The organism is Mesorhizobium sp. P3_A8, from assembly GCF_056402995.1.
This window is the reverse complement of sequence record NZ_JBFUGI010000003.1, coordinates 370,746-385,004: the sequence shown is the minus strand read 5'-3', so window position 1 is coordinate 385,004 and position 14,259 is coordinate 370,746. Positions and strand designations below refer to the sequence as shown.

The 14,259-nt window shown below is 63.7% G+C and carries 14 protein-coding genes; 6 read left to right on the top strand and 8 right to left on the bottom strand.

The genetic code is table 11. From position 1 onward, the window contains the following. The first annotated feature begins 3 nt into the window (after positions 1-3). The 6 genes from kdpA to AC1DX4_RS09640 are packed head-to-tail and all read left to right on the top strand — an operon-like array spanning position 4 to position 8,096. On the top strand, positions 4-1,707 hold the full coding sequence (kdpA, locus tag AC1DX4_RS09665) for a potassium-transporting ATPase subunit KdpA (RefSeq protein WP_477220100.1): 1,704 nt from the start codon (positions 4-6) through the stop codon (positions 1,705-1,707). 25 nt (positions 1,708-1,732) lie between these two features. Continuing rightward, complete coding sequence (locus AC1DX4_RS09660; RefSeq protein WP_027043198.1) at positions 1,733-1,948, top strand: hypothetical protein; 216 nt, start codon at positions 1,733-1,735, stop codon at positions 1,946-1,948. Next, a complete protein-coding gene (gene kdpB / locus AC1DX4_RS09655; RefSeq protein WP_477220099.1) occupies positions 1,945-4,038 on the top strand; it encodes a potassium-transporting ATPase subunit KdpB in 2,094 nt (697 codons plus the stop codon). Before AC1DX4_RS09660 ends, kdpB begins: the two co-directional genes overlap by 4 nt. Positions 4,039-4,050: 12 nt before the next feature. Continuing rightward, a complete protein-coding gene (gene kdpC / locus AC1DX4_RS09650; RefSeq protein WP_477220098.1) occupies positions 4,051-4,617 on the top strand; it encodes a potassium-transporting ATPase subunit KdpC in 567 nt (188 codons plus the stop codon). Positions 4,618-4,674: 57 nt separating this feature from the next. Further along, positions 4,675-7,407, top strand: a complete 2,733-nt coding sequence (locus tag AC1DX4_RS09645; RefSeq protein ID WP_477220097.1) for a DUF4118 domain-containing protein — start codon at positions 4,675-4,677, stop codon at positions 7,405-7,407. Continuing rightward, the gene (locus AC1DX4_RS09640) at positions 7,404-8,096 is read left to right on the top strand and encodes a response regulator transcription factor (RefSeq protein WP_477220096.1); all 693 of its coding nucleotides are present in this window, start codon (positions 7,404-7,406) and stop codon (positions 8,094-8,096) included. The genes AC1DX4_RS09645 and AC1DX4_RS09640 overlap by 4 nt, the downstream gene beginning before the upstream one ends. Before the next feature lie 18 nt (positions 8,097-8,114). Here the strand turns inward: AC1DX4_RS09640 and AC1DX4_RS09635 are convergent, their stop codons facing one another. From AC1DX4_RS09635 to AC1DX4_RS09600, 8 genes are all read right to left on the bottom strand, one after another. Further along, on the bottom strand, positions 8,115-9,551 hold the full coding sequence (locus AC1DX4_RS09635; protein ID WP_477220095.1) for an MFS transporter: 1,437 nt from the start codon (positions 9,549-9,551) through the stop codon (positions 8,115-8,117). 159 nt (positions 9,552-9,710) lie between these two features. Next, positions 9,711-10,196 (bottom strand): DUF992 domain-containing protein, encoded by a 486-nt coding sequence (locus tag AC1DX4_RS09630; RefSeq protein WP_477220094.1) that lies wholly within the window; start codon positions 10,194-10,196, stop codon positions 9,711-9,713. Between the two features lie 90 nt (positions 10,197-10,286). Next, entirely contained in the window at positions 10,287-10,763 is a 477-nt protein-coding gene (locus AC1DX4_RS09625) for a DUF992 domain-containing protein (protein WP_477220093.1), read from the bottom strand. A gap of 208 nt (positions 10,764-10,971) precedes the next feature. Beyond that, positions 10,972-11,826, bottom strand: coding sequence for a tetratricopeptide repeat protein (locus AC1DX4_RS09620; protein WP_477220092.1), 855 nt, complete (start codon positions 11,824-11,826; stop codon positions 10,972-10,974). A gap of 138 nt (positions 11,827-11,964) precedes the next feature. Then, the gene (gene rpsU / locus AC1DX4_RS09615; RefSeq protein ID WP_023810129.1) at positions 11,965-12,243 is read right to left on the bottom strand and encodes a 30S ribosomal protein S21; all 279 of its coding nucleotides are present in this window, start codon (positions 12,241-12,243) and stop codon (positions 11,965-11,967) included. 176 nt (positions 12,244-12,419) lie between these two features. Further along, the gene (locus AC1DX4_RS09610) at positions 12,420-12,806 is read right to left on the bottom strand and encodes an SET domain-containing protein (protein ID WP_477220091.1); all 387 of its coding nucleotides are present in this window, start codon (positions 12,804-12,806) and stop codon (positions 12,420-12,422) included. Between the two features lie 111 nt (positions 12,807-12,917). Continuing rightward, positions 12,918-13,676, bottom strand: a complete 759-nt coding sequence (locus AC1DX4_RS09605; RefSeq protein ID WP_477220090.1) for an SDR family oxidoreductase — start codon at positions 13,674-13,676, stop codon at positions 12,918-12,920. A 110-nt stretch (positions 13,677-13,786) separates the two neighbouring features. Continuing rightward, positions 13,787-14,155, bottom strand: coding sequence for a DUF2568 domain-containing protein (locus AC1DX4_RS09600; RefSeq protein ID WP_477220089.1), 369 nt, complete (start codon positions 14,153-14,155; stop codon positions 13,787-13,789). Between the last annotated feature and the right edge of the window lie 104 nt (positions 14,156-14,259).

Below are 14,259 nucleotides of genomic sequence, written 5' to 3'. Positions count from 1 at the left end.
TCAATGACATTCAACGGATGGATACAGATCCTCGCCTACTGCGTGGTCGTCGTTCTGCTGGTGAAGCCGCTCGGCGGCTACATGTACCGCGTTTTCAACGGCGACCGCACATTTCTCTCGCCGATCCTCGGGCCCGTCGAACGGGTCCTTTATCGCATTGCAGGAACCAGCGAGCGCGAGGAGCAGCACTGGACGGTTTACGCGGCAGGCATCATGCTCTTCAGCCTGGCCAGTTTCCTCGTGCTTTATGTCCTGCAGCGGCTGCAGGGCGTCCTGCCCTACAATCCGGCCGGGATGCCTGCCGTTGAGCAGACCCTTTCCTTCAACACCGCCGTCAGCTTCGTGACCAACACCAACTGGCAGAACTATGGCGGCGAAAGCACGATGTCCTACCTCGTGCAGATGGCCGGCCTGACGGTGCAGAACTTCATGTCAGCGGCGGTCGGCATCGCCATCGCGGTGGCGCTGATCCGCGGCTTCGCCCGCGCCTCGGTCAAGTCGATCGGCAATTTCTGGGTCGATATGACCCGCTGCACGCTCTACATCCTGCTGCCGGCCTGCATCGTGCTCACCCTTGTCTATGTCTGGCTCGGCATGCCGCAGACGCTCGGGCCGTATGTCGATGCCACCACGCTCGAAGGCGCCAAGCAGACCATCGCCCTTGGCCCTGTCGCTTCGCAGGTCGCCATCAAGATGCTTGGCACCAATGGCGGCGGCTTCTTCAACGCCAATGCGGCGCATCCTTTCGAAAACCCCGACGCGATCTCGAACTTCATCCAGATGGTCACGATCTTCGCGCTCGGTGCGGCGCTGACCAACGTCTTCGGCCGCATGGTCGGCAACCAGCGCCAGGGCTGGGCGATCCTGGCCACGATGGGTGTCCTGTTCATCGCCGGCGTCACCATCTGCTACTGGGCGGAAGCATCAGGCAATCCGCTGGTGCACGCGCTGGGCATCGACGGCGGCAACATGGAAGGCAAGGAGACCCGCTTCGGCATCGCTTTGTCGGCACTGTTTGCTGTCATCACCACCGCCGCCTCCTGCGGCGCGGTCAACGCCATGCATGACTCGTTCACCGCGATCGGCGGCTTCATCCCGATGATCAACATGCAGCTCGGCGAAGTCATCGTCGGCGGCGTCGGCGCCGGTTTCTACGGCATCCTGATGTTCATCGTCGTCGCTGTCTTCGTTGCCGGCCTGATGGTCGGCCGCACGCCCGAATATCTCGGCAAGAAGATCGAGGCCAAGGAGGTCAAGATGGCGATGCTCGCCATCCTCGCCCTGCCTCTGGTCATGCTGGTCTTCACGGCCATCGCGGTCGTGCTGCCAAGCGCCGTGGCCTCGATGGCCAATGGCGGTCCGCACGGCTTCTCCGAAGTTCTCTATGCCTACACCTCGGCGGCAGCGAACAACGGCTCGGCCTTTGGCGGCCTTTCCGGCAACACGCCCTGGTACAACATCACGCTCGGCATCACCATGTGGGTAGGTCGCTTCTTCGTCATCATCCCGGCGCTTGCCATCGCCGGCTCTCTGGTGGCGAAAAAGACGGTGCCCGCCTCCGCCGGTACCTTCCCGACCGACGGTCCGCTGTTCGTCGGGCTGCTGGTCGGCGTCATCCTGATCGTTGTCGGCCTCACCTTCTTCCCGGCGCTGGCGATCGGACCGATCGTCGAACACCTGGCCATGATCCATGGTCAGACCTTCTGAGAGCGCCCCGTCTTGGGTCAAAATCATGTCCTGGTTCAAAAACATGCGTCGCAAGGTTGAGCGTCGGACCGACAGGGAGGGGGAGACAATCCCCCCTCCTTTCCCGACCGTGTCCACTTTCCTCGGCATTGCGGCAGCCATGATCGTCATCTGGCTGCTGGTCTATGGGCCGCCGCATCTTCCTTCGGCATCCGATCGATCGGTGCCTGCCAACATTTCAGATACTGGAGCCAACAAATGAGCCAGTCCAAATCCGCTAGCATCATGGATGCCAGCATCCTGTGGCCCGCCATTGGTGGGGCCTTCAAGAAATTGAACCCGCGCACCCTGATCAAGAACCCGGTGATGTTCGTCGTCGCCGTCGTCTCGGCGCTGACCACTGTTCTGTTCGTCAGGGATCTCATTACCGGTGGCGGTGATTTCAAGTTCACGCTGCAGATCATCATCTGGCTGTGGTTTACCGTGCTGTTCGCCAATTTCGCCGAAGCGGTCGCCGAGGGGCGCGGCAAGGCGCAAGCCGACTCGCTGCGCAAGGCGCGCACCGAGACCCAGGCCAAGCTGCTAGCCGGCGAGGACAGGACCAAGTTCAAGCTCGTGCCCGGCACCAGCCTGAAGGTTGGTGACATCGTTCTGGTCGAAGCCGGCGACATCATCCCGTCGGACGGCGAGGTGATCGAAGGCGTCGCCTCGGTCAACGAAGCGGCGATCACCGGCGAGTCGGCCCCCGTCATCCGCGAATCCGGCGGCGACCGTTCGGCGGTCACCGGCGGCACGCAGGTGCTGTCCGACTGGATCCGTTTGCGCATCACGGCCGCCTCCGGCCACACCTTCCTCGACCGCATGATCTCGCTGGTCGAAGGTGCCGAGCGCCAGAAGACGCCGAACGAGATCGCGCTCAACATCCTTTTGGTCGGCATGACGCTGATCTTCGTGCTGGCCACCGCAACCATCCCGAGCTTTGCCTCCTATTCGGGCGGCTATATCTCGGTAACCGTGCTCGTCGCCCTGTTCGTCACCCTGATCCCGACCACGATCGGCGCGCTGCTGTCGGCCATCGGCATCGCCGGCATGGACCGCCTGGTGCGCTTCAATGTGCTGGCCATGTCGGGCCGCGCCGTCGAGGCAGCCGGCGACGTCGACACGCTGCTGCTCGACAAGACCGGCACGATCACGCTCGGCAACCGCCAGGCGACGGAATTCCGTCCGGTCAGGGGCGTCACCGAACAGGAACTGGCCGACGCGGCGCAGCTCGCCTCGCTCGCCGACGAAACGCCGGAAGGCCGCTCGATCGTCGTCCTGGCCAAGGAGAAATACGGCATCCGCGCCCGTGACATGGCAACGCTGCACGCAACCTTCGTTCCCTTTACCGCGCAGACCCGCATGAGCGGTGTCGATGTCGATGGCTCGTCGGTGCGCAAGGGCGCGGTCGATTCCGTGCTTGCCCATGTCAACCAGTCGACGGTCGCCGCCCACGGCACGCGTCCGAGCAGCGAGTCCGTCAAGGATCTCCAGGCGATCGCGGACGAGGTCGCGAAGTCCGGCGGCACGCCGCTGGCGGTCGAGCGCGACGGGCGCCTGCTCGGCGTCGTCCATCTCAAGGACATCGTCAAGGGCGGCATCAGCGAGCGCTTCACGGAACTCCGCCGCATGGGCATCCGCACGGTGATGATCACCGGCGACAATCCTTTGACGGCGGCCGCGATCGCGGCGGAGGCCGGCGTCGACGACTTCCTTGCCCAGGCGACGCCCGAGGACAAGCTGAAGCTGATCCGCGACGAACAGGCCAAGGGCAAGCTCGTCGCCATGTGCGGCGACGGCACGAATGATGCGCCCGCCCTTGCCCAGGCCGATGTCGGCGTCGCCATGAACACCGGCACGGTTGCCGCGCGCGAAGCCGGCAACATGATCGATCTCGACAGCGATCCGACCAAGCTCATCGAGATCGTCGAGATCGGCAAGGCTCTGCTGATGACGCGCGGCTCGCTGACGACCTTCTCGATCGCCAACGATGTCGCCAAGTACTTTGCCATCATCCCGGCCATGTTCGCCGTCTTCTACGTCGCGCCGGGGCAGACCACCGGCCCGCTGCAGGCGCTCAACATCATGCATCTGGCGACGCCGCAGAGCGCCATCCTGTCGGCCATCATCTTCAACGCGCTGATCATCATCGCGCTGATCCCGCTGTCGCTGAAAGGCGTCAAGTATCGCGCCATCGGCGCCGGCGCGCTGCTCAGCCGCAACCTCCTGGTCTACGGCCTCGGCGGCATCATTGTCCCCTTCGTCGGCATCAAGGCGATCGACATGATCGTCACCGCCCTCGGCCTCGCTTAAGGAACAAGTTCCATGCTCACCCAGATAAGACCCGCGATCATCATGATCGTCTTCTTCACGGTCCTGACCGGCCTGATCTATCCGATCGGCATGACCGGCATTGCCCAGGCGCTGTTCCCGCGCCAGGCCAATGGCAGCCTGATCGAGAAGGACGGCAAGGTCATCGGCTCCGAGCTGATCGGCCAGGGCTTTGCCAGCGACAAGTATTTCCATGGCCGGATTTCAGCGGCCGGCAGCAATGGCTACGACGCCACCGCCTCCGGCGGCACCAATCTCGGCCCGACCAATCCAAAGCTGATCGAGCGCATCAAGGGCGATGCCGACAAGCTGAAGGCGGAGAACCCGAACGCGCAAGTGCCGATGGATATGGTGACGTCATCGGGCAGCGGCCTCGATCCGCATATCAGCCCGGAGGCCGCCTATTTCCAGGTTCCGCGCGTGGCCAAGGCCAGGGGCATCGACGAAGCCAAGATCAAGGCGCTTGTCGACGGTCAAGTCCAGAGCAGGGAACTCGGCTTCATGGGAGAGCCGGTGGTCAATGTGCTGGCGCTCAACCTGGCGCTGGACGCCGCTAAGTAGTTGATGGCGCGGACCGGGGATCGACAGCATCCCCGGACCCCTCCATGATCGATCCTGATGCCGGACGACCGCAGCAACGAAAACAGACCTTCCCCCGACGCGCTGCTCGAGCATGCCGAGCGGGAGGGACGCGGCCGTCTGCGGATATTCCTTGGCGCGGCACCCGGTGTCGGCAAGACCTACGAAATGCTGATGTCGGGCCGTGCCAGGCTGGCCGACGGCATCGATGTGGTGATCGGCGTCGTCGAGACGCATGGCCGCAAGGAAACCCAGGCTCTGGTCGAGGGTTATGAAATCATTCCCCGCCGCAAGGTCGACTACAAGGGGCGCATGCTCGACGAGATGGATATCGACGCCATCATCGCCCGGCGTCCGGCGCTGGTCCTCGTCGATGAACTAGCCCACACCAATGCGCCCGGCAGCCGCCACCCCAAGCGCTATCTCGACGTCCAGGAAATCCTGACGCAAGGCATCGATGTCTACACGACGCTCAACGTCCAGCATGTCGAAAGCCTGAACGATGTCGTCGCCCAGATCACCAAGGTCAGGGTCCGTGAGACGGTTCCCGATTCCATCATCGACCAGGCCGACGATGTCGAGATCATCGATCTTACCCCCGACGACCTGATCAAGCGGCTCGAGGAAGGCAAGGTCTACTTCCCCAACACCGCCCAGCGCGCTATCGAGAACTATTTCTCGCCCGGCAATCTGACGGCGCTCAGGGAACTGGCGCTTCGCCGCACCGCGCAGCGCGTCGACGAGCAGTTGCTCAATCACATGCAGTCGCATGCCATCCAAGGCCCCTGGGCTGCAGGGGAAAGGGTCCTCGTCTGTCTCGACGCCCGCCCGGGCGGAGCGGCCCGCATCCGCTATGCGCGCCGGCTGGCGGACCGGCTGCGTGCCCCGTGGACGGCACTGCATGTCGACAGTCCTCGCTCGGCCAGCATGCCCGAGGCAGACAAGGATCGGCTCGCAAACAATTTGCGCCTCGCCCAACAGCTCGGTGCCGAGGTGACGACCATTCCGGGTCAGAACGTGGCGCAGGACATCGTGCGCTATGCGACGGCGAACAATTTTACCCACATCGTGGTCGGCCGGCCGACCCGGTCGCGCTGGCGCGAATTGATCGAAGGTTCGCTGACCTATGATCTCATCCGCAATGCCGGCGACATCAGCGTCCATGTCATTTCGGGAACCGAACGCAACGATGCGGTGTCGAGAAGCGTCAAGCCGGCGGACGAGCAATGGCAGTTCGAGATCTGGCCCTATCTCAAGGCCACGGCCTTCGTCGCCGGCTCGCTCGCCTTTGCCGTCCTGCTCGACCAGTTTCTCGATGTTCGCAACCTGGCGATCATCTTCCTCATCGGGGTGCTGGCGTCGGCGGTGACCGGCGGTCTATGGCCGGCTCTGTACGCCTGTCTCGCCAGCGCCCTTGCCTTCAACTATTTCTTCCTCGAGCCGCGCTACACGCTGACGATCCGGGATCCGGAGAGCATTGTCGCGCTCGGCGTGTTCCTGGTCGTCGCCGTCATTGCCAGCAATCTGACGGTGCGCGTGCAGCGCCAGGCAATCGCCGCCCGCTCGCGGGCGCGGGCCACGGAAGACATCTACCTCTTTTCAAAGAAGCTCGCCGGTGCCGGCACGCTCGACGACGTTCTGTGGGCCACCGCCTTCCAGATCGCCTCGATGCTGAAGCTGCGTGTGGTGCTGCTTCTGCCCGAAGACGGCACCATCACCGTCAAGGCCGGCTATCCGCCCGACGACACGCTGGCCGAGGCCGACATCGCGGCCGCCCGCTGGGCATGGGAGCACAATCGTGCTGCCGGGCGCGGCGCCGACACGTTGCCTGGCGCCAAGCGCCTCTATCTTCCGTTGCGGACAGGACGGACGGCAATCGGTGTCGTCGGCCTCGACAATGACAAACAGGGGCCGCTGCTGACGCCGGAGCAGCAGCGCCTGCTCGACGCGCTGGCCGACCAAGCAGCGGTCGCCATCGAACGTATCCAGCTCGTCGCCGATGTCGACCGGGCCAAGCTCCTGGCCGAGGCCGATCGGTTGCGCTCGGCGCTGCTGACCTCCATTTCGCATGATCTGAAAACGCCGCTCGCCGCCATCATGGGCGCTGCCGGCACGCTGCGGGAATTCGCGCCGGCACTTCCCGAAGAGGACCGGGCGGAATTGCTGACGACCGTGCTCGACGAGTCCGAGCGGCTGAACCGCTTCATCGCCAATTTGCTCGACATGACCAAGATCGAGTCCGGCGCAATGGAGCCGAACTTCGCCTTCCACTATGTCGGTGACATCGTCGGCTCCGCCCTGCAGAGGGCCAGGAAAATCATCGGCGAGCATAAGACCGAGGTGGATATCCCCCCGGATTTGCCGATGTTGAAGGTCGATCCCGTCCTGTTCGAGCAGGCGCTGTTCAACCTCCTCGACAATGCGGCGAAATACGCACCGGCCGGCTCGACGATCCGCGTGCAGGGCTGGAGCGACAATGGGTCCGTCATCCTGCAGATCATGGATGAGGGGCCGGGCATTCCCCCCGGTGATCTGGAACGGATTTTCGACACGTTCTACCGGGTGCGCAAGCGTGACCAGGTTCGCGCCGGCACCGGGCTTGGGCTATCGATCTGCCGCGGCTTCATCGAGGCGATGGGGGGCACGATCACGGCGGCAAACCGAACCGACCGTTCGGGCGCGGTTTTCACCATCAAAATGCCGAAGCCTGCGAACCCGCCCGATCTCAGCGCCGCCAATACGGACGACAATGATGTGGATGATTTGGCATGACGAACGCGAATGTCAGGATATTGGTTGTCGATGACGAGCCGCCGATCCGCAAACTGCTGCGGGTCGGCCTAGGCAGCCAGGGCTATGCGGTCAGCGAGGCGCCGAACGCCAAGGCGGCGATCGAATTGATGGACCAGGAAAAGCCGGACCTGGTGCTGCTCGATCTCGGCCTGCCCGGCATGAGCGGCCATGAGCTGCTGCGCAAATGGCGCGACGACGGCCTCGACATTCCTGTCGTCATTCTCTCCAGCCGCACCGACGAGGCCGGCATCGTCCAGGCTCTGGAACTCGGCGCCGACGATTATGTCACCAAGCCGTTCGGTATGAACGAACTGGTGGCGCGCATCCGCGTGGCGCTGCGGCACAAGTTCCAGCAACAGGGCGAAAAGCCTGTGTTCCAGAGCGGCGACCTCAGCGTCGATCTGGTCAAGCGCATCGTCAAGGTCGAGGGCAAGGAGATAAAACTCTCGCCGAAGGAATACGACATATTGCGCATCCTGGTGCAGCATGCCGGCAAGGTGCTGACCCACCATTTTATCCTGAAGCAGATCTGGGGCGATACGACCGACGTGCAGTATCTCAGGGTCTATGTCAGGCAGCTCAGGCAAAAGATTGAGAAGACCCCCGACCAACCACAGCACATCACCACCGAGACCGGTGTCGGCTATCGGCTGCGTGTGGTCGAGTGAGGCAGCCTTAAACTTGCGTCAGCCGATAGCTTCCAGCGGTCGGTTTGGCGCCGCTGATGCCCGCAAGGCCGCTAGGCAGCCGAGAAGGCCGAGCGGCACGAAGGCGAGGAACAGCCAGCTCGCGACATTGGCCGCCGCGTCGTGGTTCAGCCCTTGCGAAAAGCCGCTGGCATTGGCGACGATGCCGGCAAGCGCGGCACCCACGGCATAGCCTATGCGCTGCATGGTCGGCACGGCGGCCGAGGCGATGGTCTGTTCGTCGTCCGGGGCGGAGGCGACGATGACGCGGGTCAGGAACGGCCAGGCAATGCCGAAGCCGCCGCCCTGCAACAGGGCGCAGACCAGGATCAGCGGGATCGAGCCCAGCGGGATCGTATAGGCAAAGCCCGCAATGCCCGCCGCGATCATCAGCGCGCCGGCGACGATGATCAGCCGCTCGCGATGCGGCGGCGCGTTGGCGACGAGGATCGACAGGATCGACCAGGCGATCGATTCGGCGGCGATGATGTAGCCCGTGGTCAGCAGCGGAATGTCATGCAGGCTGGTTAGCAGCAGCGGTCCGTAGACGCCGAAGGAGCAGGTGGCGACGGAAAAGGCGGCGACCATGGTCATGCCGGCGCCGACCGGCGTGCGCCACGAGAACAGCCGCGACGGGAAAAGCCGCGAGCGCGGCTTCAGCGCGTCGATGGTGAAGAACAGCGCCAGGCCGGCGAGGCCAAGGACGATCAGCAGCGAGGAGCGAAGCACGGCAATGTCGACGCCGGCCGAGGCGATCAGCACCACGGCGACGGCAAGGCAGCCAAGGGCGGCGAACGGGAAGGGCGGCACCTTGCCGGCGCTCAGCACGGGTCGCGTCGCCTCCGGCGTGTTGAGCACGAGGAAGCTGGCCAGCGCCATGGCGGTTCCGCCGAGAGTGAAGACGCCGAAGGCCCAGCGCCACGAGAGAAGCTCGGTCATGATTGCGCCCAGCAACGGGCCGCTGAACGCCGCGACGCCCCAGATCGCCGACATGATGCCGAAAAGCTGCGGCCAGATGGCACGCGAGAACAGCCGCTCGACCGAGACGAAAGCCAGCGATACCAGCGCGCCGCCGCCCAGCCCTTCGACCAGGCGACCGGCGAGGAACAATTGCATGGACGGCGAGGTGGCGCAGATCAGCGCCCCGGCCGCGTAGAGCAGGGCCGCGACCACCATATTGGTGCGCAGCGCCACGTAGCTCACCAACCGTCCGGCGGCGGCACCGGCGACGATGGCGCCGAGTTCATAGACCGCCAGCGACCAGCCGACGAGCTGCACGCCGGCCATTTCACCAACCATGGCTGGCATGACGGTCGCCACCATCGTTTCGTTGGTGGCGTGCAGCAGGATGCCGAGGCTGATGAAGCAGAAGCGCGCCAGATCGCCGCTCGCCCACAATGCGCGCCAGTCGACCCTGTTTGTGCTGATTTCAGTCATGTCCACCCCAGTCATGCATATCTCGATGCCGGCGCATGGCACCAGAAGCCAGCAAAGGTTTCCGGCAGGACCATGCGCAGCGCGATCGAGGCGCTGCTTCAGTGGGGCAGGCTTGTAGGACCTCAACCGCGGTTGAGTTCAAGCGGTTTTTTCAAGCGGTCAATTCTCGGTGCTGCGCAGTTGGAACTGGCTGACGCCGATGGCGAGATTGATGCCTGTCTGCGTCTGCAGGCTGAAAGGCTGGAGGGTGAAGGACTGCGACGAGCCGCCGACCAGCAGGTTGGCGCCGGCACCGACGGCCGCCGTCACCTCGGCGCTGGCGCCGATATAGTCGCCCGCCAACGCACCGGGCGCGTAGATGTTCTTCAGCGGCGTCAGCACCAGCCATCGCATCACCGCCTGCTTTGTCGTGCCGATGTCGAGGCCGTATTTGTTGACGGCGCCGAAATAGGCCTCCGGTGCGAAGCTCTTGTCGGTCGGGGTGAAGGTGCAGCTTAGATCCTTGCTCGAGCCGAAGATGAAGCCGGTGCCGCCCGATATGGCGCATTCAAGCGTGCCGAGCTCGATGCCGCGGTCCTGCGCTTGCGCTTGTGGCACGCCAAGCACGATTGCAATCACGGCAGCGGCAATGGCTGTCTTCGGCATGGCGGTCCCCTCAAAATCAAACGGCTCGCAACCATCCTATCTGGTTCCGAGCCGCAAGGTAGAGGTCGTGGAGCAAATGGCTCCCTGCAATCACTTGAGCGAGTGGATCAGCTCAAGCGAGGTCACGGCGACGGCGAGATTGACGCCAGTCTGTGCCTGGACACTGAGCGGCTCCAGCATGAAGGCGCTGTCGAAGCCGCCGACCAGCAGATTGGCGCCGCCACCGGTGACGACGCTCGCCTCGGCGTTGACGCCGTAATAGCTGCCGGCAAGGTCACCCGCATCGCGGTCGCGGGTCGCGGCAAAAACCGCCCAGACAAGCTGGCCCTGATGCGTCTGGCCGAGATCGACGCCGATCTTGGAGATGACGCCGGTGTAAATCTCCGACGGTCCATGGTGATAGGGACGGAAGACGCAGGACACGCCCTTGTTGGAAGCGACGATGTAGCCGGTGCCGCCGTCGATGGTGCAGTCGAGCGTGCCGAGTTGCAGCTTGCCGGCGCTGGCCGGGGCGGCAGCGAATACGGTCGTTGCAAGGGCAGCGGCGCAGACGAGTTTCTTGATCATGGGAGGGTCCTTTCGTAAATCGCTTGGAAATAACGGCTTGAGTGGCCAGACCGTTCCGTCGAAAACTTGGCGTGAACAAGGCAAGGGCTAATGCATTGCTGCAGGGGTTAACGCGCGGTTGCCCGATTGGCGGCGATAGCCAGCGCGGCGTGTCCTTTCGGACACGCAAACAGCCCGTATTGCTTAGCCGGTTAAGCCGAAGCCGATGTCAGCTGGCGCTGCCACCGACGCGCGACAAGCCGTCCTTGGCCGGCTGGTAGCTGGGGTTGAGGCGGACGGCTTCCTTATAGGATTTCGCCGCCTTCGCCTTGTCGCCGCGCCGCTCGTAGATCAGCGCCTGGTTGGCCCAGGCCTCGGCGTTCTGGCCGTCGAGCTTGATGGCCATGTTGAAGTCGGAGAACGCATTGTCCTCGTCACCGGTGGCCAGATAGGACAGGCCACGGCCGTTGTAAGGTTCTGCGGCATCCGGCGCCAGCGAGATGGCGGTCGAGAAATCCTCGATGGCGAATTTGTGCTGGCCCTGGCTCTGATAGATCAGGCCGCGATTGTGGTAGGCGCGGGCGTCCGTCGTGTCGAGCTGGATCGCCTTCTGGAAGTCGCTGAAGGCATCCTGGGTGCGGCCGGCCTTGCGGTAGAGATTGCCGCGGCCGATATAGGCGGCGTCATAATTGCCGTTGATCTGGATCGAGCGGTTGTAGTCGGCGAGAGCGGCTTCCTGATTGCCGAGGAAGCGCTGGATGAGCGCGCGGTTCGAATAGGCCTGGTAGAAATTCGGATTGAGCTGAATGGCCTGGTTGAAGTCCTTGAGCGCCGCCTGGTACTGGCCGCCGCGGCCATAGGCCGAGCCGCGCACATTGTAGCCTTCGGGATCCTGGGGATTGCGCTGGATCACCGCCGAAAGCGACGAGATGTTCTCGCTCGATCCTTGCGCCTTGTCGATGTTGTTGAACTCGCCGGTCGGGCCCGATGTCTGGCAACCCGCCAGCACCAGTCCGGAAAGCAGGGCCGCTGTCAGGGCGAAACCACGCAATGCGGTCCCGCGCTCCACGCTCGTTGCGTTCATGTCTGCCCTGTCCTCACTTGCGCCGTCATTCGGGTCCGGATCCCCCCTCCGGGCCGGGTCACGTCAAAAACAAAAAGGTGGCGGCGATTCCGCATCGCGCCACCTCTAGTATCCTTCGAAAAGGACGAAAAATAGGCGTTAGAACCGCGGCGGACGCGGCGCACCACCTGCACCGCCGGCGGCGCCAGCAGCAACCGGGCGCGGCGTCATCGGCAGCAGGCCTTCGCGCTGAGCGCGCTTGCGGGCCAGCTTGCGGGCGCGGCGAACGGCTTCAGCCTTTTCACGGGCGCGCTTCTCGGAAGGCTTCTCGTAGTGACCGCGCATCTTCATTTCGCGGAAAATGCCTTCGCGCTGCATCTTCTTCTTGAGCGCGCGAAGCGCCTGATCAACGTTATTGTCGCGGACGAGTACCTGCACGGGCAATCCTGTCTTTCGGGTTTGATATCATCAGGCAAGCGGCCATAGCCACTAGCCTCCGCGGCGGTCGACACCACGAATTGTGGCGGCTGATAGCAGAATCAGGCTGCGCTGTCCACAGTCGAAATGCAGGACGACAGCCAAATTGCCACGGTAGGCCAAAGATAGGGCGCCAGCTACGCCGTGGCCAGGTGCAGCCGTTCGAAATCCTCGAAGAATTCGCCGTAGTCGCAGGTGATCTCCTCGCCTGCGGCAATGTCGCGGGTCGCGGTGGCGCCGCCATATTGCGAAAAATCGGTGTTCGGCGTCGCCGAATGGTTCATGAAGCGGCCGTTGTCGACCTCGTAGACCATGAAGCCCGGCCGATCCGGGCTCGGATAGGCATAGCGGTCGAGCAATTCCTTCAGAGGCTGGGGTGCTGCCTCATATTTGTCCATCGGGATCAGCCGGTCGAAATCCGGCTCGAGGCGCCAGATCGAGGCGCCTTTCCGGATCGGATCGGCGGCGAACATGCCGACGCCCTCGATTGCGCTCGCAGCCACATAGGTTCGGATCAGCATCATGGTTTCGGGACCCGTTTCGACGACAAAACGGAATCGCCAAATCGCGGGAAAAAAGCAAGACCGGCTGCCTGCGTCAAAGCGGCGAACCGGCCTGTTCGCCGCAAAAAACCTTCACGTCCGGTTGATCGAGACGCCGCCATCGGCAAACAGCGCGGTTCCCGTGGTGAAGCTCGAGGCGTCGGAGGCGAGATAAAGCGCCGAGCGGGCGATCTCCTCCGGCTGTGCCATGCGCTTCAAGGCATGGATGCCTTCGACGAAGGCGCGGGCCTCGGGCGTCGTCGTTGTCGCGCCGGGCGTATCGGTGCCGCCCGGCAGCAGTGCATTGACGCGCAGGCCTTTCGGCCCATATTCGGCGGCCAGAACCTGTGTCAGGCCGATCAGGCCGGCCTTGGCAGCGGCGTAGGCGGCCATGCCCGGCATGCCGGCAGTGTAGCCGACAAAGCTCGACGTGAAGATCAGCGAGCCGCCGCCGCGCTCCAGCATCGCCGGTATCTGGTATTTCGCACCGAGAAAGGCGCTGGTCAGGTTGATGTCCATGGTCTCGTGCCATGTCGCCGTCAGCATGTCGGGCAAAGGTGCCATCAAGCCGACGGCGCCGGCATTGTTGAAGGCGATGTCGAGCCCGCCGAAGCTTTCGACCGCCAGATCGACAAGGGCTTTTGCATAGGCTTCATCCCTGACATCACCGGCAAGCGCGACGGCCGTGCCTTCCGCGTCTGATATCTCGGCGACCAGCGTATCGAGCTCGGCCTGACGGCGGGCAGAGACGACGAGTTTCGCACCTTCCTCGGCGAAGAGTTTTGCCGTGGCGCGGCCGATGCCGGAACTGGCGCCGGTGACGATGGCGATCTTGTTGGCGAGTGCGAGCATTTTTCTGCATCCCTGTTCTTCGTGCCGGTCTCGCCGGCAATCGGGATGCTTGGTCGCAGATGAAGCAGGTCGGAGCCACCCGATACCTGCACAGGTCGCGTCGTTCCGAACTATTGCTTCAGCAGCCAACCGAGCCGGTCGAGTGAAAATGCGTAGCTGATGGCGATGAGCAGGGCGACGATGATGCCCGTGGTCATGTAACCGGCGGCATAGAATCCGGCAGCGCCGCCGAACAGGATGACCAGTTCGAGCATCAGCCGTACCGTGCCCGGCACAGGCACCGGTGCGCGGCCCGAACGGCTCGGGTCGTCGAGCACCGCGAAAGTACCCCACAGCACGGCCGCAATGAGCGGCAAGGCCAATGCGAGGATCCAGCGCCACCATCCGCCGGACAGGTTCCAGCCCGCTATGCCGAGACCGAGCAAGGCGGCAAGTTCCAGCAGGAAACGTAGCGTCAGATTCCACCAGGCGTTACCCATAATCATCCTTTGGAGTTTCGCGGCGGACAATGTGGCCGAAGGCCTTCATGGGAGCCAGCCCGCATGGGTCTTTTTCGCCGCGGCGCAAAACGGCAAGCGCCGTC

What these genes read in the sequence shown, in the direction of transcription:
- AC1DX4_RS09600 (WP_477220089.1), bottom strand. Translation starts at nt 14,155, where the DNA reads ATGGGTAACGCCTGGTGGAATCTGACGCTACGTTTCCTGCTGGAACTT.
- kdpB (WP_477220099.1), top strand. Translation starts at nt 1,945, where the DNA reads ATGAGCCAGTCCAAATCCGCTAGCATCATGGATGCCAGCATCCTGTGG.
- AC1DX4_RS09635 (WP_477220095.1), bottom strand. Translation starts at nt 9,551, where the DNA reads ATGACTGAAATCAGCACAAACAGGGTCGACTGGCGCGCATTGTGGGCG.
- AC1DX4_RS09605 (WP_477220090.1), bottom strand. Translation starts at nt 13,676, where the DNA reads ATGCTCGCACTCGCCAACAAGATCGCCATCGTCACCGGCGCCAGTTCC.
- AC1DX4_RS09645 (WP_477220097.1), top strand. Translation starts at nt 4,675, where the DNA reads ATGCCGGACGACCGCAGCAACGAAAACAGACCTTCCCCCGACGCGCTG.
- kdpA (WP_477220100.1), top strand. Translation starts at nt 4, where the DNA reads ATGACATTCAACGGATGGATACAGATCCTCGCCTACTGCGTGGTCGTC.
- kdpC (WP_477220098.1), top strand. Translation starts at nt 4,051, where the DNA reads ATGCTCACCCAGATAAGACCCGCGATCATCATGATCGTCTTCTTCACG.
- AC1DX4_RS09610 (WP_477220091.1), bottom strand. Translation starts at nt 12,806, where the DNA reads ATGATGCTGATCCGAACCTATGTGGCTGCGAGCGCAATCGAGGGCGTC.
- AC1DX4_RS09630 (WP_477220094.1), bottom strand. Translation starts at nt 10,196, where the DNA reads ATGCCGAAGACAGCCATTGCCGCTGCCGTGATTGCAATCGTGCTTGGC.
- AC1DX4_RS09660 (WP_027043198.1), top strand. Translation starts at nt 1,733, where the DNA reads ATGTCCTGGTTCAAAAACATGCGTCGCAAGGTTGAGCGTCGGACCGAC.
- AC1DX4_RS09625 (WP_477220093.1), bottom strand. Translation starts at nt 10,763, where the DNA reads ATGATCAAGAAACTCGTCTGCGCCGCTGCCCTTGCAACGACCGTATTC.
- AC1DX4_RS09640 (WP_477220096.1), top strand. Translation starts at nt 7,404, where the DNA reads ATGACGAACGCGAATGTCAGGATATTGGTTGTCGATGACGAGCCGCCG.
- AC1DX4_RS09620 (WP_477220092.1), bottom strand. Translation starts at nt 11,826, where the DNA reads ATGAACGCAACGAGCGTGGAGCGCGGGACCGCATTGCGTGGTTTCGCC.